The organism is Cloacibacterium rupense, from assembly GCF_014645495.1.
In the GTDB taxonomy this organism is placed as follows: domain Bacteria; phylum Bacteroidota; class Bacteroidia; order Flavobacteriales; family Weeksellaceae; genus Cloacibacterium; species Cloacibacterium rupense.
Window position 1 is genome coordinate 770,342 of record NZ_BMLV01000002.1, and the last position, 19,740, is coordinate 790,081.

The 19,740-nt window shown below is 31.7% G+C and carries 17 protein-coding genes; all 17 read left to right on the forward strand.

Going from position 1 to position 19,740, the window contains the following annotated elements; all coding sequences use genetic code 11:
- Window positions 1-37 precede the first annotated feature (37 nt).
- The 17 genes from topA (at window position 38) to IEW40_RS07640 (ending at window position 19,289) form a co-directional block, all read left to right on the forward strand.
- The gene (gene topA / locus IEW40_RS07560; protein ID WP_188617457.1) at window positions 38-2,560 is read left to right on the forward strand and encodes a type I DNA topoisomerase; all 2,523 of its coding nucleotides are present in this window, start codon (window positions 38-40) and stop codon (window positions 2,558-2,560) included.
- Between the two features lie 153 nt (window positions 2,561-2,713).
- Window positions 2,714-3,259 (forward strand): hypothetical protein, encoded by a 546-nt coding sequence (locus tag IEW40_RS07565; RefSeq protein ID WP_188617458.1) that lies wholly within the window; start codon window positions 2,714-2,716, stop codon window positions 3,257-3,259.
- Between the two features lie 94 nt (window positions 3,260-3,353).
- Window positions 3,354-3,827: a hypothetical protein gene (locus IEW40_RS07570; RefSeq protein WP_188617459.1), complete on the forward strand. Its 474-nt coding sequence runs from the start codon at window positions 3,354-3,356 to the stop codon at window positions 3,825-3,827.
- Window positions 3,828-3,854: 27 nt separating this feature from the next.
- Window positions 3,855-4,931 (forward strand): arginase family protein, encoded by a 1,077-nt coding sequence (locus tag IEW40_RS07575; protein WP_188617460.1) that lies wholly within the window; start codon window positions 3,855-3,857, stop codon window positions 4,929-4,931.
- Between the two features lie 88 nt (window positions 4,932-5,019).
- On the forward strand, window positions 5,020-6,006 hold the full coding sequence (locus IEW40_RS07580) for a glycosyltransferase (RefSeq protein WP_188617461.1): 987 nt from the start codon (window positions 5,020-5,022) through the stop codon (window positions 6,004-6,006).
- 7 nt (window positions 6,007-6,013) lie between these two features.
- Window positions 6,014-7,150 (forward strand): EpsG family protein, encoded by a 1,137-nt coding sequence (locus IEW40_RS07585; protein ID WP_188617462.1) that lies wholly within the window; start codon window positions 6,014-6,016, stop codon window positions 7,148-7,150.
- A gap of 6 nt (window positions 7,151-7,156) precedes the next feature.
- Window positions 7,157-8,275, forward strand: coding sequence for a glycosyltransferase family 4 protein (locus tag IEW40_RS07590; RefSeq protein WP_188617463.1), 1,119 nt, complete (start codon window positions 7,157-7,159; stop codon window positions 8,273-8,275).
- Between the two features lie 25 nt (window positions 8,276-8,300).
- On the forward strand, window positions 8,301-9,095 hold the full coding sequence (locus IEW40_RS07595; protein WP_188617464.1) for a polysaccharide biosynthesis/export family protein: 795 nt from the start codon (window positions 8,301-8,303) through the stop codon (window positions 9,093-9,095).
- Between the two features lie 5 nt (window positions 9,096-9,100).
- Window positions 9,101-11,605, forward strand: coding sequence for an exopolysaccharide transport family protein (locus IEW40_RS07600; protein WP_188617465.1), 2,505 nt, complete (start codon window positions 9,101-9,103; stop codon window positions 11,603-11,605).
- A 208-nt stretch (window positions 11,606-11,813) separates the two neighbouring features.
- Window positions 11,814-12,716, forward strand: coding sequence for a type IX secretion system protein PorG (gene porG / locus IEW40_RS07605; RefSeq protein ID WP_188617466.1), 903 nt, complete (start codon window positions 11,814-11,816; stop codon window positions 12,714-12,716).
- A gap of 3 nt (window positions 12,717-12,719) precedes the next feature.
- Window positions 12,720-13,469 carry an undecaprenyl pyrophosphate synthase gene (uppS, locus tag IEW40_RS07610; protein WP_188617467.1) on the forward strand — a complete coding sequence of 250 codons (750 nt, stop codon included), beginning with the start codon at window positions 12,720-12,722 and terminating at the stop codon, window positions 13,467-13,469.
- Window positions 13,470-13,499: 30 nt separating this feature from the next.
- Entirely contained in the window at window positions 13,500-16,016 is a 2,517-nt protein-coding gene (locus tag IEW40_RS07615) for a BamA/OMP85 family outer membrane protein (protein ID WP_188617468.1), read from the forward strand.
- Window positions 16,017-16,026: 10 nt separating this feature from the next.
- Entirely contained in the window at window positions 16,027-16,605 is a 579-nt protein-coding gene (locus IEW40_RS07620) for an OmpH/Skp family outer membrane protein (protein WP_188617469.1), read from the forward strand.
- A gap of 33 nt (window positions 16,606-16,638) precedes the next feature.
- Window positions 16,639-17,139 carry an OmpH/Skp family outer membrane protein gene (locus IEW40_RS07625; protein WP_188617470.1) on the forward strand — a complete coding sequence of 167 codons (501 nt, stop codon included), beginning with the start codon at window positions 16,639-16,641 and terminating at the stop codon, window positions 17,137-17,139.
- A gap of 113 nt (window positions 17,140-17,252) precedes the next feature.
- Window positions 17,253-17,744 carry an acyl-CoA thioesterase gene (locus IEW40_RS07630; protein WP_188617471.1) on the forward strand — a complete coding sequence of 164 codons (492 nt, stop codon included), beginning with the start codon at window positions 17,253-17,255 and terminating at the stop codon, window positions 17,742-17,744.
- Entirely contained in the window at window positions 17,734-18,600 is an 867-nt protein-coding gene (rfbD, locus tag IEW40_RS07635) for a dTDP-4-dehydrorhamnose reductase (protein WP_188617472.1), read from the forward strand. The genes IEW40_RS07630 and rfbD overlap by 11 nt, the downstream gene beginning before the upstream one ends.
- Window positions 18,601-18,602: 2 nt before the next feature.
- Window positions 18,603-19,289, forward strand: coding sequence for a hypothetical protein (locus IEW40_RS07640; RefSeq protein ID WP_188617473.1), 687 nt, complete (start codon window positions 18,603-18,605; stop codon window positions 19,287-19,289).
- Window positions 19,290-19,740 lie beyond the last annotated feature (451 nt).

A 19,740-nucleotide genomic window follows, 5' to 3' on the forward strand; every position in this document is an offset into this window, starting at 1 on the left:
TTAAAAAAAACTTCCTACTTTTGCAAAAATTTTGTGTATGTCAAAAAATTTAGTAATCGTAGAGTCACCAGCAAAAGCGAAGACCATTCAGAAATATTTAGGGAAAGATTTTGAAGTGAAATCCAGTTTCGGACACATCAGAGATTTACCTAAAAAAGGAATGGGAATTGACTTGAAAACCTTCACGCCAGATTACGAAGTTTCTGCCGATAAAAAGAAACTCGTAACAGAATTGAAAGCGGCAGTGAAAAAAGCAGAAACAGTTTGGCTCGCTTCCGATGAAGACCGCGAAGGGGAAGCTATTGCGTGGCATTTGGCAGATGAATTAAAACTAAAAGACGACAACACAAAACGAATTGTTTTCCACGAAATTACCAAAAATGCGATTTTAAAAGCGATTGAAAATCCTAGAAAAATTGATCAAAATCTAGTCAATGCGCAACAAGCAAGAAGAGTTTTAGACAGAATTGTAGGTTTCGAAATGTCGCCAGTTCTTTGGAAAAAAGTAAAAACCGGACTTTCAGCTGGTAGAGTTCAATCAGTTGCAGTGAGATTGGTAGTAGAAAGAGAACAAGAAATTAGAAATTTTAAATCAAGTTCAAGTTATAAAGTTGAAGGCGTTTTCACGAATGCTGAAAAACAAGATATTTCTGCAAAACTAAAGAAAGATTTCACTAAAGAGAAAGAAGCGGAAGCCTTTTTAGAACAATCTCAAAATGTAGAGTTTAAAGTCCTCAATGTAGAAACTAAACCAGGTTCTCGTTCTGCTTCTGCACCTTTCACTACTTCTACTTTGCAACAAGAAGCGAGTAATAGATTGGGTTACAACGTAACATCTACCATGAGAATTGCACAACGTTTGTACGAAGAAGGTTACATTACTTATATGAGAACCGATTCTGTGAATTTGTCTCAAGAAGCGATTAATTCTGCTAAAGATTTTATAGAAAAAGAATTTGGGGCAGTTTATTCTTCGCCAAGAAATTACACAACGAAATCTTCATCTGCACAAGAAGCGCACGAAGCGATTCGTCCGACAGATTTTTCTGTAAAATCGATTGGTGATGCTCAACTCAATAAATTATATCAATTAATATATAAGAGAACTTTGGCGTCTCAAATGGCGAATGCGAAAATTGAAAAAACCGTCATCGAAATCGGAAATTCTGCTTTGCCAAGTCATTTTGAAGCACAAGGTGAAGTAATTGTGTTTGATGGATTTTTAAAAGTTTATGGAATTACAAAAACCGATGAAGATGACGAAGAAAACAACGAAAAATTGCTACCAAAAGTAAAAATCGGTGAAGTTTTAAGCTATAAAAAAATTACTGCCACCGAAAAATTCACCAAACCTGCTGCAAGATATACCGAAGCTGCTTTGGTAAGGAAATTAGAAGAATTAGGAATAGGGCGTCCTTCTACTTATGCTCCTACAATTCAAACGATTCAGAATAGAGAATATGTTGATAAACGCGAGATTCTTCCGCAAGAAAGAGAAATCGTGAAACTTTCTTTAGGGAAATCTGGTGTGAAAAAAGAAGTTTTGACTGAAAAATTTGGTGGTGATAAAAATAAATTTGTTCCTACAGATATTGGTGAAGTGGTGAATGAATTTTTAATCAATAATTTCAATGAAATTTTAGATTACGGTTTCACGGCAAAAGTAGAGCAAGATTTCGACGATATTGCCAATGGTTCAGAAAAATGGAAAGAAACTTTGAAAAGTTTTTATGATAATTTCCACCCAAAAATTGAAGATGTAGAAGAAAATGCAGACAGAGCAACTGGCGAAAGATTGCTAGGAAAAGATCCGAAATCTGGTAAGAATGTGTATGCAAGAATGGGACGTTATGGTGCGATGATACAAATTGGTAAAGCAGATGACGAGCAAAAAACATACGCTTCGATTATGCAAAATCAAAATATCTCTACCATTTCTTTAGACGAAGCTTTAGATTTATTCAAATTGCCTTTTGATTTGAAAGAATTTGACGGGAAACCAGTTTCTGTAGGAGTAGGAAGATTTGGGCCTTACGTAAAATGGGGAGAAGCATTTATTTCTGTAGGAAGAGGAACTGATCCGTTTTCGGTGACGCAAGAAATTGCAGAAAATTTCATCAAAGAAAAAATGGAAGCAGATGCACCAGTTGCTACGTATAAAGGTGAACCTGTAACGAAAGGAACGGGGAGATTTGGGCCTTTTATCAAATATCAATCAATGTTTATCAATGTTCCTAAGAAATATAATTTTGATAATTTATCTCAAAGTGACATCAATGAATTGATAGAAGCGAAGATTGAAAAAGAAGCCAACCGATACATTCAGCAATGGGAAAAAGAAAAAATTTCTATTGAAAACGGAAGATGGGGCGCTTTTATAAGATTTGGGAAAGCAATGCTGAAAATTCCTAAAAAAGAGGACGGAAGTAAATTTGAAAACGAAGAACTTTCTACCATTTCTCTTGATGAGGTGAAAAAATGGATTGTTGCTCAAGATAAAACGGCTTTTGCTGAAAAGAAAAAACCAGCGGTAAAGAAACCAGCAACGAAGAAGAAATAAATTTTTCACGCATTGAGCGCAAAGATTTAGAATAAATATTAATTAAAGCGGACTTTGGTTCGCTTTTTTTAATGGAAAATTATTTGGCTTTAGCCAAAACTTAAATTTTTAGGTGCAGAAGTTATTTTGTAAGTTTGTGGGAAAGGAAAAAATATGAAAATTCTTAAAGGTTGTCTTTCAGTGTTTTTAATTTTTGTTTTAATTATTTCTACAATTATTTCTATTTTCTTTTATAAGAAATCAAAAGCACATCAATTACAATATGATAAGGTAAATATTGTTTTGATGCAGTATGAAAATAAAATGAAAGAAAGAAATGCTATAGTTTTCAGAAATTACTCTGAAAAAGATAGTATATTTATTTTGGCGAAAAAATCTGATTCTATTTTAAAGATTAAAAAAAGTTTAAAAGAACTTTTGTGGAACGAATTTTATTTGAGCAGCAAAACTTATGGAAATAAAAATTTTGAAAAAATTGATGAAGAATTAAAATATTTGAATATTGATTATAATGGGCTGTTAAATGATTATCAATTAGCTTTTACAATTTTCCCAGCTAATTTGGTTAAGAATGAAACTCATAAACGGTTTGATTTTTTTGATGTGAGTTATGCAGGAAATAATGTTGAAAAAATGAAAAAAAGAAAAGAAGTAGAACATTGGGTTGAAACAGGAGAATGGAAAGCCGAAAAAAAATAGATACAACGTTCTAAGAGTTTGGGGCGGGTTTTTATATAAAGAAATTTTCTTTTAGCAGAAGTTATTTTGTAAGTTTGTAAGAAAGGAAAAGCCAATGAAAAAAGTATTCGTTTTCTTTTTATTCGTTTCAAATTTTATTTTTTCGCAGAATTATTTTGAAATTATAGATTTAAAGTCTTTCGAAAAAATTGACAACTATTGTGATTTAATTTCAACGAATAAGAATTTAAAAATAAAAATAATTGAAGGTGAAATTGAAAATCTAAATAAAGAAGTAATTGGAGGTTTCAGCATTTATGTTTATTACGATGAATTGAAGCACAAAAAAAGAATCTTACAACATACTTCGGTTAAATCATCAGAGACTATTGATTGTTACTTTTATAATGATGAAATTGTAAAAGTTATTATTAAGGAAGATAAATTTGAAAACAATGAATTAAAAAACTTGTCAACAGCTCATTATTATTTAAATAAAGGAAGTATTATTAAAACTTTTGGAGAAAATATTTGTAGTGATGCACAGTTGAAAAAGAAAATTGAAGATGTTTTAACTTTTTTAAAATAAATGAAAATATAATCAGAATCAAAACCAATGAACATAGAAGACATAATAATTCCTCCAAAAAAAATAGAAACTCAACCTTGGCAATTGGGTCATGTAATCACGAATGAAATTCCAGAAAATGGTATTTTGTTGGTTTTTTGTAGCGATTACAGAGGCGGAAAAGGAAATGCAGTTGCCAAAAATTTTGATACGGTAAGAGAAGAATTTTATAAACTTTCGAAATTTGATTTTGAAATCCCAATTTGTGATTTGGGAGACATTATTTCTGGAAAATCGCTTCAAGACACCCATTATATTTTACAAGAAATTCTTTCGGCGTGCTTGTATAAAAATACGGTTCCTATTGTTGTTGGCGGCGGAAATGATTTGTCGATTGCGATGATTCATGCGCTTAATTTCCATCAAAAAAACATTAGATATACTCAAATTAATAACAAAATAGAACTTTCTAACGAAGGCGAAGAAATCTCTGAAAAGAACTTTTTGCAGAAAATTTTCAATTCAAAATTATTGAGTTTGAAAGATTATCATCATCTTGGTTATCAAAAACATTTGAACGAAATTGATGCAGTGAAACTGATGAAAAGTGTAGAATTTGATGTGGTGAGATTGGCAGAAATGATGGGAAATACCGATAGAATTGAGCCTTTCTTTAGAAGAGCAGATTTGGTAACGCTCAATTGTGATGCGGTGGAAAGTTTTGCAGAAGCTTTTTCTGTAAATCCTCAAATTAATGGTTTGAACAGAAGGGAAATTTGTGCCGTGATGAAAGAAGTAGGTTTGGGAGAAAATCTGAAAATGGCGGGGATTTTCAACTTTAATGCAGATGCAGAAAATATTCTGAACCATCAGTTGTTGGCTCAAATGATTTGGTATCTTTTGGAAGGAATTGATATCCAAAAAACGCATCCTAAAGAAAGAAAATATGATACTTTTTGGGTGTTGATTGATGATAGAGAATTTGCTTTCAAACGCGATACTTTCACAGGATTATGGTATTTCGGAAGTGACGAAAATATACAAAAATGTGTGCCTTGTTCGCAATATGAATATGATTTGGCGAAGAATGGAGTTTTGAGTGAAAGATTAATTGTGAAGTCGTAAAACTGTAAAATCGTGAAGTTGTAAAATTGTAAAAAATTTTAAGCGATTTTACGACTTTACAAATCAACAACTTTACGAAAAAAAATAAATGAAAATATCTGTAATTGTACCAGTTTATAATGTAGAAAATTACCTAGAGAAATGTCTGAATTCTCTGGTGAATCAAACATTGGAAGAGATTGAAATTCTGGTGATTAATGATGGCAGTACAGATAATTCTCAAAAAATAATTGATGATTTTCAAGAAAAATTTTCTCAAAAAATTAAAGCTTTTTCTAAAGAAAATGGTGGTTTGAGCGATGCTAGAAATTTTGGAATTGATAGAGCTTCTGGCGATTTTCTCGCTTTTGTAGATTCTGATGATTACGTTTCTGAAACTATGTTGCAAGAAATGTATGATTTGGCAATAAAAAATAATGCCGAAATGGTGATTTGCAACCTTCAAAAAGTAGATGAAAAAGGAAATGTGACTCAAACATTGAGACAAATTCCGAATATGCCAGAAAAAATTGATTTGGAGAAAAACTTTTCGGTATTTTCTGATATTTCTTATTTTGCGTGTAATAAAATTTTCAAGCGAGAGCTTTTTGATGGGAAAAGATTTCAGAAAGGAATGCATTTCGAAGATATTGAACTGATTCCACAGATTTTGCTTCAATGTAAGACTATTGCAAAAACAGATGCTTTTCATTATCAGTATTTTGAGCGAAGTCATTCAATCTCAAAATCCCATACAGAGAGAGGTTTAGATATTTTAAAAGCGGTAGAAAATGTGGAGAAATCTTTTGAAAACTCAATTTATTCTTCTAGGCGAAAAGAGTTGAAAGGATTTCAGATTTTAGAAGGAGTTTATACGTTTTTGGCTTATATGGCTTTTGTAAAAGATGAGAGAGTTTTTAATAAAATGAACCTTCAATTAAAGAAATTTATTAAAGAACGAGATATTTCTTTGAAAGAAATCTTTATTTATAAGCGTTTTGGAAGAAATTATCTATTATCTTTGCCTTATAAAAAGATGATTTATTATCTTTTGTGTTTCTTTGGTCTAGAAACGTTAATGAGAAAAATTTTATAAAACACAAATGGTATTTTTACATCCAGTATTTACATTGTTATTTGTATTTATGGCAGTTTCTAGCTATCTGGAGTTGTATGTTCTTAAGAAAAAAACACCTATTTTTCTATTAATATCTGCAGTTTTACTTATTGTTTTTTCAGGATTTAGGTATTTTGTGGGAGCAGATTATCCAATTTATAAGAATTTGTACTCAGGCTTTTCTTTATATACAGAATATTCTGATGTTTGGAAAAAAGCTACATTTCAGCCTACTTCTGAACAGATAGAGTGGATTTATGTTTTATTAAACAAAATTTTGTTTGATATGGGGATGCCATTTTATATGGTAACTTTTATAATGGTATTAATGTCTGTTTCTTTGAAATTTACCACGATTTACCAAAATTTAGCTTTACCTGTTCTTGGAGCAATGATGTACTTTATGCCGTTGTATTTTTTTGAAGATTCGGGGCAGATTCGGCAAGGGATGGGGGTTGCAATTTGCGTTTTTTCATTTAAATATATCAAAGAACGAAATCTACCAATGTTTATTCTGATGATGTATATTGCATTAGGATTTCATAAAACTGCAGTAGTTTTTTTTCCAGCATATTGGATTGTGAGGATTCCTATGAATAGTACTAGGATTTTAGTAGTTATAGTAATTGCTATTTTATTGTCGCCATTTGAGATTTTTAGAATATTTGGAAGTATTGTAGAATCTGTCGGCTCTCAGGATGTATCAGATGGTTATGCAGGTTATGTAGATGATAGTCAGTTTGGTCAGTCAGTAACCTTTGGTTTGAGTGATATCGTTAAAATATTTTTTATTTATGTTATTGTAAGATATGATAAAGATGCATGTAAAGAGGTTTACTATTATGAATACATGAGAAATTTAGCAGTTTTTGGATTGTTTTTGTACTATATTTTTAGAGGGAATAGAATATTTGCGATTAGATTACCTGGGGCATATATGTTTTTTATGAGTGTTTTTGTAGTGCCTAGTATTATTTATGCAGTTAAATTTAAAGTTCAGAAAATACTGTATTCAGGATTTATGTTGTATCTATTTTTGATGTATTTTAACTTTTCTAAAAATAATGGGAGGGCTGGTAATTTTACAGCAGATAGATATAAAAATTATTTATGGCTTAACTAGAATTGTATGGATAAGATAGACCTTTTATTAGAGCAGATAAATTTCCCTATTTTTTATTTAAAAGTGGTTTTGTCTCTTGTTTCATCATTTCTCATTACATGGTATTCAATTCCTACAATTATCAAAATTTCAAGAAGAAAAAACTTAATGGATGAGCCAGGACAAAGGAGTTCTCACGAAAGGAAAATACCGAATCTAGGCGGAGTTGCTATGTTTTTTGCAATTTCTGTTTGTGCGTCTATTTTTGCATATCAATTATTTGATTTGTATAAATTTTTATTTGCTTCATTAGTAATTTTACTTTACGTGGGGGTGATGGATGATATTGTAGTTATGAGAGCTTATAAAAAATTATTAGCACAATTAATAGTTTCTACATTATTAGTCATAGGATCTGATGTTAGAATTCGGAACTTATTTGGGGTTTTTGGGGTGTATGAATTAAACTATTTTCTAAGTGTAATTTTCAGTATTATCACTTTCATTATTTTGGTAAATGCATATAACTTGATTGATGGGATAGATGGCTTGGCAGGGTTTTATGGGGTGATTTGCTTTGCTTTGTTTGGTGTAAGTTATTACAGATTAGGTGAGTATAACTATCCTTTGGTTATACTTTCTACAAGTATTATAGGAGCTGTAGTAGGTTTTTTGTATTATAATCTGTCAGAAAAAAGCAAAAAAATATTTATGGGTGATACTGGCTCTATGCTTTTAGGTTTTTTGCTAACATTTACTGCAATTTGCTTTATGGATATATTTATTGTTAAAAAGGAACAAGGTGCTGTTTTTTATCATTTAAATTCTGCACCTGTCATAGCAGTTGCGGTTATGATTTTACCCATTATAGATACTTTAAATGTTATTATTATTAGACTAGCAGAGAAGAGATCTCCTTTTGATGCGGACAAGAATCATATACATCATAAATTACTAAAGTTAGGACTCACTCACAAGAGAGCGACTTTTTATATTCTAATTTATTATTTATTTATCATAGTTGTTTCCTATGCTTTAAGACATATAGATGTCAATATATTGCTCATTATTATTCTAGTTTTAGGATTTATTGGAGCCTATTTGCCAGATTTTTTTTTAAAAAGAAAAATTAAAATTAAATATTAACTTTGTTAAAGTTTTAAAAAATACAATGAAAAAAACAAATTTTATAGTCTTATTATCATCATTTCTATTATTAGTCTCATGTTTAGGCATTAAGGATGTAAGGTATTTACAACCAAATGAGAATTTACAATTAAATTCTGAAGGGTTAATTCCTTATGAAAACATTCCTAAATACAGAATTACTAAATATGATGTTTTGAAGCTTAATGTAATTACCACCCCAAAAGGAGACGCTGCCCAATTTTATTCAAGTCTTAATGTGCAACAAGGAGCATCTGGAGGTGATTTTTACTTCACAGGATTAAATGTAGATGATGAAGGATTTATTTATGTACTTGGCATGGGGAAAATAAAAGCTGAAGGGAGAACTACTACCGAAATTGCCGCAGAAATTCAACAAAAAGTCAATGAAAATTTCATGCCTGAAAAAGCAGAAGCTAGAGTCTTTTTAGAAGGAATCAGGTATTCTTTTGTGACAGATGTCAATGGAAAGAATTTCACCAAAACGGCTACAAGAAATACATTGAGTATTATGGAGGCCATTGCAGAAAACGGAGGATTAGATAGGCAGATTGACCGAAAAAATATTATAGTGTATAGAAGATTTCCAGAAGGAATAAAAAAAGCACAGATTGATATAACAAGAGAAGATATCCAAAATTCACCCTATTTCTGGGTTCAAAATGGAGATATGTATGTTTTTAATACGAGACCTAGAAGTTTCTATGGCTTTGGAAAAGAGCCCATACAGACTCTTACAACGGGGGTAAGTTTACTTACTACGGTGTTATCTATTTATTTATTATTCACAAGATTTTAAAAAAAATGATTCCAGAAAACAAAACAAGAGAAGCGGCGCAAGAAGAGAAAGAAAAAGTCGGATCATTTGATTTTTTTAATGTTGAGCATTTCATTAAAAGATTAATAAAAAATTGGTATTGGTTTTTGATTCTCGGGGTAGTAGGCTACTCAATCGCATATGTGTACAATAAATATTATGCGCAGAGAGTATATGCGTCTAGTACGGTAATTAGTATCTCAAATAACTCATCTAGTTACTTTACGCCCAGTCAGTCTATTAATTTTATTTGGGGACAAGGTGGGAATACCGAAGGTTTGTTTCTGAAAAAACTTTTGATGTCTCGTTCTCACAACGAATTTCTTTCTCAAGAGTTAGACTTGTTTGTGAATTATAGCACAAAAGGAAGACTTAAAAGCACTTATCTTGATAGAAATGATTCTCCTGTATATTTTGTTATTGATAAGAGTCATTTGCAAGCAGTAAATCTGCCTATAACATTAATCCCGAAATCAGGAGATCGATATGAAATAGTATTGCCAGAAGAGTTTGGTGTAAATATGCTATATGATTATCAGGCAGAATCATTTAAAAGAGTGCCAAAAATTACGAAAGTATCTAACAAAACAATTTCTTTGAATGAATGGTATGTTACTCCATTTTTGAAATTTAAGTTGGTTAAGAACACGCTTCCAAGAGAAGTAGAGGTAGATAATGTAATTGTTAATTTGGCCACCATTGACCAGACAGTAAATGATATTAAGGCTAATCTTTCTGTAGATTTTGATACGGAAATTAGTTCATTTATGATTATTACTAAAAAAGGCTATAACCTTAATAACACCGTAAGTTTTCTTAACCAAAGTGTAGAAGCTTTAATAGAAAAAAGAAAAAAGGATAAATCATTAGTTGATATCAATACAGTTAAATTCATTAAAGATAACCTTAAAAAAGCAAGGATAAAATTAGACTCTAGTTCCGCTGCATTAAATGCGGTAAAAGTCAACGAAAAAATGACAGACGAAAAAGGGAATGTAGAAGGTGTCCTAGAGCAAATTAAATCTTTAGAAGAAAAAAAAGCGGATATAATTACAAAAATAAATGCATTAAACACCATCAGAAATTCAGTAAGCAGAAATATAGATAATCTTATAGATATCAACGCTGCTGGTGTAGAAGATGCTAGTTTTAATACCTCAGTTTCAGAATTAAAAGCGCTGCATAAACAAAGAGCTGAAATGGCAAAAATCTATACGCCAAGGTCAGAGCCTATGCAAGAAATCAATAGATTGATTAGCGAAGCAAAAGTTATGTCTAATAAACATCTCAATAGATATTATGATGTCTATGGTGACCAATTGGCTAAACTGAATACAAAAATTATTAGCTACGAAGAAAGTCTAGGAGATTTACCTTACAAACAACAAAAATACCTAGATGCAGAAAGAGGATATTCTATAAATGCAGCAACCTATAATACCCTTCTATCTAAATTGTCTGAAGCAGAGATGAGGCTAAAAGTGAATATTTCTGATATTTCTGTAATAGATAAAGCTAAAAATCTAGGACAAGGACCTATAGCTCCCAATATTGCATTTACCAGAAACGCTCTAGTAGGAGGATTGTTACTTTTGCCATTTTTAATACTTCTCATCATAGAATTATTAGATAATAAGATTAGAGTAATAAAAGAAGTGGTAAATGCGACAAAATTACCGTTACTAGGTGTTATCGGAAAAAATAATCATGATAATAATCTGACCGTTTTAGAACAACCAAAGTCTTCAGTTTCAGAAGCTTTCAGAGGAGTGCGAGCCAATCTTAGATTCTTGTATAATGAAGATGGTAAGAGCAAAGTTATTTTAGTTACATCATCTATCGGAGGAGAGGGTAAAACTTATGTTTCTATTAACATCGCTTCAGTATTAGGACTTAGTGGTAAAAAAACAATACTCTTAGGAATGGACCTAAGAAAACCAAAGATTTTTGGAGATTTTAATGTGAATAATAAATACGGTATTTCTAATTATCTTACAGGGGAAGTTACCATGGAAGAGATTATTAATAGAACTTCTATTCCACATTTAGATGTAGCTACTTCTGGCCCTATTCCACCCAATCCATCAGAATTATTGATGAGTGATAAAAATAAATTTTTCATAGATGAGTTAAAGAAAATCTATGATTTCGTAATCATAGATTCACCACCAATAGGTTTAGTTGCTGATTCTTTTGAGCTAATGAAATATACAGATGCCAACGTGTATGTAGTAAGACATGAATATACTGAAAAGTATATGCTAAAAATGATTACAGAAAAATATTATACCAAAGAAGTGCAGCATCTAGGGCTAATATACAACGATTTTTCAGTAGACAAAGGCTATGGTTATGGCTACGGATATGGCTACGGTTACGGCTACGGCTACGGCTATGGTTACGGCTATGGTTACTTCGAAGAAGATGCCGGTTATGAAGAGCCTACTTTAATCAAAATTAGAAATAAAATCAAAAAAATTTTCTATAGATAGTTTAAATGCTCCTTCTTATAAAAAGGAGCATTTTTATTTCTTAAACAATAATTAGATTTAAATTTGGTTTTACATTATATTAATTTATTATTTTTTTATGCTTTTTACAAAAATATTTAACTTAACATTAAGATTAGTCTTAATGCAAAAATGTTTTATATTTGCACATTAGTAATTAGCTGAAAGTTATAGATAACATACAGCACCAATGAGGAGAAACATAATAGTAATTTTTGCCATTTTGATGGGTAATCTTTTTGCATATGCACAAAGACACGAAATTGGTATACAGTTAGGTACAAGTAATCTGGTAGGGGATATTGGCAAAACAAAGTATCTTAACCCATTTCCCGATAATTTAGATAATATTTCTAACGAAGGAATACCTTTTTATGCGGCATTAATGTACCGAATGAATTTTAACCCACATCAATCGTTGAGGTTCAGGTTTGCGTACAACCATGTTCAGTTTAATGATAAATATGCTCAGGAGTATTACAGACATAACAGAGGTCTTTCTGGTGGAAACTCTATTTATGAAGTTTCGGCTATTTTTGATTATAATTTCTTGCCAGTCAACGATGAACAAAAAGGAATGCTAAGTCCTTACATTTTTGGAGGAATTTCGGGTATTGTTTTTTCAGGAACAAAAATTACGGCTGTAAATGATTTCAATAGAGATGCTCTGGGAAATGCAATAGCTCCTAGCACAGATGAAGACTTCAATACTGATTTTACTTATGGTAAAAGTGCCAGCAAGTTTTCTCTAGCAATTCCTTTTGGTATTGGATTGAAGTATAAATTTAATTACAATTGGGCCGTTTTCGGTGAATTTATGTTCCGACCTACCTTCACAGATTCAGTAGATTATAGCCAGTTAGAAACCAGTGACGTAGGAATGTCATACAATAAAGACATTTTAGCATCAGCCAATAGTACAAAATCATTATTACAAACAGAGCCTTATCTTACAGTTGCTAAAAATAGAGTAGATGAATATTTAAAAACAAGAGAAGTAGGGAATATAAATTCTAAAGATTGGGTAAATACAATCTCCATTGGGATTTCTTATTCTTTCGGAAGACCTGCTTGTTATTGTGTAGATAAATAAAAAATGGAGCAAAATTTACTAGATATCATTGATAAAAGAAATGTCCCTAAACATATAGCCATAATTATGGATGGGAACGGAAGGTGGGCCAAATCTAGAGGTGAAGAAAGAACCTATGGTCATAAAAATGCAATATCGGCCGTTAGAAATGCAATAGCAGCTTGTGCCAAAGCGGAAGTAGAATATCTTACACTATATACTTTTTCTACAGAAAATTGGAATAGGCCTGAAGATGAAGTAACCACATTAATGACACTTTTGTCTGAAAGCTTAATTAAAGAATCAGATGAACTGATATCAAAAGAAATAAGAATGCACGTAATAGGTGAGATTAATCAGCTTCCTGAACTTGTAAAGGAACAATTGATGAATGTGGTTGATATTACGAAGAATAATTCTAAAACCAATCTGGTATTGGCTCTAAGTTATGGTTCTCAAAAAGAAATTCTAAATGCAGTAAAGGATATTGCTAAAGAAGTAAAAGAAGGAAAAGTAGAATTAGATAGCATTGATGAAAAAATGTTTGAAAACTACCTTTACACTAAAAACATACCTCCTGTAGATCTGCTCATTAGAACAAGCGGAGAAGTAAGAATTAGTAATTTTTTACTTTGGCAAATTGCTTATGCAGAATTACAATTTTTAGATATATATTGGCCAGATTTCACAGAAGAAGATTTATTTCAATGTATACTAAATTATCAAAATAAAGAAAGAAGGTTCGGGAAAACTAGCGAACAAATTATTAATTAAAATAAATTCATAGCAAGAATAATTATACCAATGAGATATATTTTCATCCCAATTTTAATATTTTTTACTTCTGTTAGCATTTCTGCGCAGGTTGCACCCAATCAAGAAACTACTACACAAAATCAACAGTCTAGCTATATCTTAAAAGATATAGTGGTAGATGGAGTTAAAAAATACTCTCCAGCACAAATTTTAAGATTTACTGGCCTTAGCAAAGGAGAAACGGTAGATGTGCCAGGACAAAAAATCAGCAATGCTATCAAAAAATTATGGGAAACAGATTCTTTCTCAGAGGTTGAGGTATATGTAGAAGATATCGACGGACAAAGTGTAGTTCTTAAATTTCACTTACAAGACTTAATGGAGCTAGGTGAAGTAAAATTCACAGGGAAAGGAGTTGGAAAATCAAAAAGTGAAAAACTAGCAAAAGATAACAATCTAAAACCAGGAACCAAGATTACCAATAATCTTATCTCTACCTTGAGCAACAAAATTCCTGATGAATATAGAAAAAAAGGATTTGCAGATGCCAAAATTACAATCAAAGACAAAGTAAATGCTAATGATGCTAATCTTCTAGATTGGACGGTAGAAGTAGATAAAGGGAAAAAAATCAAAATCGCAAACATAGATTTTGAAGGTAACGAGCAAGTTTCTGATAAAAAACTCAAGAAGAAAGGCTTCAAAGATACCAAACAGAAAAGACTAAGCATCTCTGGGGTTTTTAAGCCTTCTAAATTCATTAGAGAAAAATATGATGAAGATAAAGTTAACCTTATCAAATATTACAACTCATTAGGTTTCAGAGATGCTAGAGTTCTCTCTGATTCTGTTTGGAGAAATGATAAAGGTTTTAACATCAATGTAAAACTTAACGAAGGTAAAAAATACTATATCGGTGATATATCTTTCATTGGTAATACATCTTACACTACAGAAGCTTTGCAAAAATTATTAGGGTATAGAAAAGGTGAAATCTATGATGCTGTAGGTTTTAATAAGAAAGTAGGAGAAGATGGTGGTAAGGAAGATGATTCTGATATTAAGTCACTATATCTCAATAATGGGTTCCTTTTTTCTAATGTAACTCCTGTAGAAAAAGCAGTAAGAGGTGATTCTATAGACATAGAAATCAGAATTAAAGAAGGCGAAAAAGCATCTTGGAATAGAGTAACTTGGTCTGGAAATACCACCACTCATGACCATGTTGTATTGCGCTCATTACGCACAAAACCAGGAAATTTATTCTCAAAATTAGATATCAAGAGAACTTATTTTGACCTTGCAGGAATGCAATTTTTTGACCCACAACAAGTTGGGCAAGAAGTACAGCCAAATCCACAAGACAATACAGTAGATATTCATTGGACTCTTGTTGAGAAAGGTTCTTCTCAGGTACAATTACAAGCAGGTTACGGAGGTAATTCATTCATCGGAACTCTTGGTTTGACTTTTAATAACTTCTCACTAAGAAATTTCTTAAAATTCAAAGATTTTAGACCAGTGCCACAAGGTGATGGGCAGACATTGTCTATTCAAGCTCAGGCTGGGCAATATTTTAAAAACTACAGTTTGTCATTTACAGAACCTTGGCTATTTGGTACAAGGCCTACAGCACTTAGTATTGGTCTTAATCATTCTGCTGTAAATTATTCAGACCAATTTGGAGGGTCACAAAAATTAAATATTTTCTCGGCTACCGCAGGTCTTAATAAGCTATTGAATTGGCCAGATAATTATTTCTCTTTATACACAGGAATAGCATTCCAAAGCTATAATTTCAGCAATTATCCTTTCCAATTTGGGTCTACTACAGTTTATGATGGCAATGTTAATAACTTTAGTTTCAATGTAGGGTTAAGTAGAAATTCGGCGGGTTACGACCCTATTTTCCCTACCACAGGGTCAAATGTAGAAGCTTCTATTAAATTTACCCCACCATATTCTTTATTCCAAAAAAAGGACTATACCAACATGTCTGCAGAGGAAAAGTATAAGTGGATGGAATTTTTCAAAATCAAATTAAAAGCAGATTCTTATACCGAAATTTTAGGGAAATTAGTTCTTAGAAGTAGCGCAGAAATGGGCTTCTTACAAGGGTATAAAAAAGAATTAGGAGCGCCACCTTTCGAAAGATTTTATGTAGGAGGTACAGGTTTGTTCGGAGGTAGATTTGATGGTAGAGAACTTATTCCACTTAGAGGTTATGAAAATGCATCTACTGAAGGGGGAACTAATACAGATATTACGCAAACTGGTGGAGGAACTGTTTACAGTAGATATACCGCAGAATTGAGATACCCTATTTCTTTAAACCAAACGGCCAAAATTTTCGCCCTTACTTTTGCAGAAGCAGGTAATGTCTGGAACAATTTTTCATCATTTAATCCGTTTCAGTTAAAAAGATCTGTAGGGGTTGGCGTTAGAGTTTACATGGGGGCATTTGGACTAATTGGTTTCGACTTTGCTTACGGATTTGACAAATATATAGGTGGTAGTGAGCCTTCTGGATGGCAAACTCACTTCTTGATGAACCAATCTCTATAAGATAAAAACAATGAAAACGTTTAAACTTCTCATTTCTTTTTTAATTGTTATATTTGCGAATTCCTATTTCTTTGCACAAAAGATTGGGGTAGTTGATACAAATTATATACTGAGCAAGTTGCCGCAATACACAGAGGCTCAAAATAGATTAGATGCTCAAATTAAAACTTGGGAACAACAACTTCAAAAAATGCAAAGTGAGTACGAAACTAAAAAAGCAACTTTTGATAATGAAAAAGTACTCTTGATTGGAGAACAACTCAAACAAAAAGAGACAGAAGTTAAAAATTTAGAAAAAAATATTCAAAAATTTATCGCTGAAAAATTCAGCGGAGAAGGAGAAATTAATAAGTTTAGAGCCAATCTTGCAAAACCTTTTCAAGACCAAATTTGGAATGCCATCAAAACTATTGTCGATAAAAATACTTTGGGCATAGTTCTTGATAAAAGTAATAACATAAGCGTTGTTTTTTTAGACAAAAAGTATGATTATACTGATAAAGTTTTAGAACTTTTGCTCAAAACGCCATCCAAGGATATAAAGGCTAAAGACAATAAAAATGATGCTAAATCAAAAAATAAAAAATAAGTAAAACAATAAACAATTAAAATTTTTAGGAAAATGAAAAAAATAAGCATTTTATTTGCAGCAGTAGTAATGTTCATGTCGTTCGGAGTTGCAAAAGCACAAAAAATAGCTACAGTCGATGTTGACGCTATTTTAAATATTATGCCAGAAAAAATTAAGGCAGATGAACAATTGAAAGCGTTTTCTACAGCTAAACAAGCTGAATTAGAGAAAGCAGCTACTGCTTTCCAAACTGAAGTTCAAAAATATCAAGAAGGTGCTGCTAAATTAACTCCTCAGCAAAGAGAAGCTAAAGAAGCAGAATTAGGTAAAACTTCGCAACAACTCCAACAAATGCAACAAGCTGCACAAAAAGATTTAGCCGAAAAATCTGATGCTGCTTATGCTCCTATTGACAAAAGAATAAATGATGCCATCACTAGAGCTGCTAAAGCTAATGGTTATGATTTTATTTTTGACTCTGCAACCAGAGGTTTAATCTACAAAGCTGGTCCAGATGCTACACCAGCAGTTAAAAAAGAATTAGGACTTTAATAAATTCTAAAATACCACAAGCCACCTTCCAAGAAGGTGGTTTTTTTGTTTATTTTTGTACCATGTAATGATAAATTAATTATCCAAATTTTAAATTATTTTAAATTCTACAAATGATTAAAGAAATTTCAAGTACCGTTAAAATCAGATTTAGTGATTGTGACCCAATTGGTCATCTCAATAATGTGAAATATTTAGAATATATGCTCAATGCCAGAGAAGATCATGTAGAAGATTTTTACGGATTTACTTATGAGCAATATCTAAAAAAAACAGGTTGCACATGGATTGCCATTCAAAATGAAATAGCTTACCTAAAAGAAGTAAAAGCCAATACCAAAGTAATCATCAGCAGTAAAACCATTGAGATGACAGACAGAGTTTCTAAAGTAGAAATTCTGATGAAGAGCGAAGACCAGAAAACCATCAACGCTGTTCTTTGGATTACTGTAATCTATTTTAATATGAAAACCAGACAATCTGAAGCATTACCAGAAAACGAAAAAGAGTTTTTTGAAAAATATTTAGTAACAGTAGACGAGAAAGAATTCAAAGATAGAGTTCTACATTTCAGAAAACACAACAAAGCAATCAATGGAAACTAAAAAAATACTCGTAACTGGCGGTAATGGTCAGCTCGGACAAAGCATTCAGAAACTTTCAAAAGATTTTCCAGAATTTGAATTCATTTTTACAGATTCAGAAACTTTGGATATTACCAATAAAGAAGATGTTTTTGATTTCTTTTGGAAAAACGAACCCTCTTTTTGTATCAACGCAGCAGCTTACACCGCAGTAGATTTAGCAGAAACAGATGTTGAAAAAGCATATTTAGTTAATGCAAACGGCACCGAGAACCTTGCCGAAGCTTGTAAAGAATACAATGCTCAGTTTATACACGTTTCTACAGATTATGTTTTCGACGGAGAAAACCAATTACCTTACACCGAAGATGATTTTACCAACCCAATCGGAGTTTACGGAGCATCAAAACTCTCAGGCGAAGAACTTGCGCTAGAAGTTAATCCTTGCACCGTTATCCTTAGAACATCTTGGGTATATTCAGAATTTGGAAAAAATTTTGTGAAAACAATGCTCAATCTTTTTGCCATCAAAGAAGAACTTGGGATTGTTGCAGACCAATTCGGGCAACCAACCAATGCCAATGATTTAGCACAAGCCATTATGAAAATCGTAAAATCAGAAAAAATTACCCCAGGAATTTTTAATTTTTCTAATGCAGGTAAAATTTCTTGGTTTGATTTCGCTTCTAAAATCAAGGAATTGTCTCATTCTAATGTAAAACTAAATCCTCTAGAAACTTGGCAATATCCTACACCAGCCAAAAGACCACAAAACAGCACCCTAGATTTAGAAAAAATTCAGAACATCTATCAAGTGCAACCAATAGATTGGCAAGTAAGCCTTGCCAAATGTGTAGAAATTTTAAAAAATGAATAAAGATGATTAAAAAAATTCTATACCTATATATATTATTATATGCTGGTTTCTGTTTTTCACAAACAGTATTTCTCACCGAAGCCAAAAACATTGGCGAAAACAAAGACAAGTTTCTATACGCTTTCTACAAAAAACCAGATTCTACCATTGCCAAATATTTAGGCAAGATAGAAGTTTCTGGATTTTCGAATGACGATGTTGCAATCTTTAATGAAATATATAAAAAAGCCAAAACCATTTCAGCCAATTATTTTTACATAAACACACCAGAAAATATAGAAGGACAAAATAAATTCAATCCCAATTACTACACTATATATATATATGATGTAGAATCCTCCAAAATCAAAAAAGAAGAAAACCAAATTTACTTAATCAATCCAGAAAAAGAAACCGAAATAAGAATCAATAATAAAAAAATAAAACTTCCAGCCAGATCTTATATTAAATATGATTTGTCTAGAGATAATATTACAGATATTTCCGTAGGCAAATTTTTAGGCTCTAGAATCAAGTTGCAATCCAAAGACGGACAAGCAGAACAGTATTTCCAGATTTCAGGAAAAAAATTCTCCGCAAGTTCACCTTCTAATCCTGGTATCAATTTCAAAACAGGAGACTTCATCAGACTAGAAAAATCTTACGCACAATTTTTAATCAGCATTTATCAACCAATAATTATCAACTAAATTAAAAATTTTTATTAGGGCAGCTCATCCGCCCACCGTTCCCGCTTCCCAAATTCCGAGCAAAAACCAGCACCATTTTGGGAGAGCTCCACTCAGGTCGGGCTGCAACTACCCGCTCAAAACAAATTTTCATCACAAAAAGACATAAGCTTTAGTTAAGAAAACATCTTAACTAAATTTTTTTTTATTTCCATTCCAAAGAAATTTCCAAAAACTCCCATAAAAACGCTTGGATTTATAATATGCTTCAACAAAAAAAAAGAAAACCCCAACCCCTAATTTTATTAATATGACAATATAAAAGATTTTTCGGGTGGTATTTTTGAAAAATGTTCAAAAATAAAGGTAAAAAAATACGAAATTTTTCTCTCTAAAAACCAGAGCATTAAGATAAATAAAGAGATAAAACACAAAAAATCTTTCAAAAGATTTGGATTGAAAGGTAAAAAGG

Coding starts and splice junctions, on each gene's coding strand:
- IEW40_RS07590 (WP_188617463.1), top strand. CDS start 7,157: ATGGATAAGATAGACCTTTTATTAGAGCAGATAAATTTCCCTATTTTT.
- IEW40_RS07615 (WP_188617468.1), top strand. CDS start 13,500: ATGAGATATATTTTCATCCCAATTTTAATATTTTTTACTTCTGTTAGC.
- IEW40_RS07585 (WP_188617462.1), top strand. CDS start 6,014: ATGGTATTTTTACATCCAGTATTTACATTGTTATTTGTATTTATGGCA.
- rfbD (WP_188617472.1), top strand. CDS start 17,734: ATGGAAACTAAAAAAATACTCGTAACTGGCGGTAATGGTCAGCTCGGA.
- IEW40_RS07600 (WP_188617465.1), top strand. CDS start 9,101: ATGATTCCAGAAAACAAAACAAGAGAAGCGGCGCAAGAAGAGAAAGAA.
- IEW40_RS07570 (WP_188617459.1), top strand. CDS start 3,354: ATGAAAAAAGTATTCGTTTTCTTTTTATTCGTTTCAAATTTTATTTTT.
- IEW40_RS07565 (WP_188617458.1), top strand. CDS start 2,714: ATGAAAATTCTTAAAGGTTGTCTTTCAGTGTTTTTAATTTTTGTTTTA.
- topA (WP_188617457.1), top strand. CDS start 38: ATGTCAAAAAATTTAGTAATCGTAGAGTCACCAGCAAAAGCGAAGACC.
- IEW40_RS07580 (WP_188617461.1), top strand. CDS start 5,020: ATGAAAATATCTGTAATTGTACCAGTTTATAATGTAGAAAATTACCTA.
- porG (WP_188617466.1), top strand. CDS start 11,814: ATGAGGAGAAACATAATAGTAATTTTTGCCATTTTGATGGGTAATCTT.
- IEW40_RS07640 (WP_188617473.1), top strand. CDS start 18,603: ATGATTAAAAAAATTCTATACCTATATATATTATTATATGCTGGTTTC.
- IEW40_RS07630 (WP_188617471.1), top strand. CDS start 17,253: ATGATTAAAGAAATTTCAAGTACCGTTAAAATCAGATTTAGTGATTGT.
- IEW40_RS07625 (WP_188617470.1), top strand. CDS start 16,639: ATGAAAAAAATAAGCATTTTATTTGCAGCAGTAGTAATGTTCATGTCG.
- uppS (WP_188617467.1), top strand. CDS start 12,720: ATGGAGCAAAATTTACTAGATATCATTGATAAAAGAAATGTCCCTAAA.
- IEW40_RS07595 (WP_188617464.1), top strand. CDS start 8,301: ATGAAAAAAACAAATTTTATAGTCTTATTATCATCATTTCTATTATTA.
- IEW40_RS07575 (WP_188617460.1), top strand. CDS start 3,855: ATGAACATAGAAGACATAATAATTCCTCCAAAAAAAATAGAAACTCAA.
- IEW40_RS07620 (WP_188617469.1), top strand. CDS start 16,027: ATGAAAACGTTTAAACTTCTCATTTCTTTTTTAATTGTTATATTTGCG.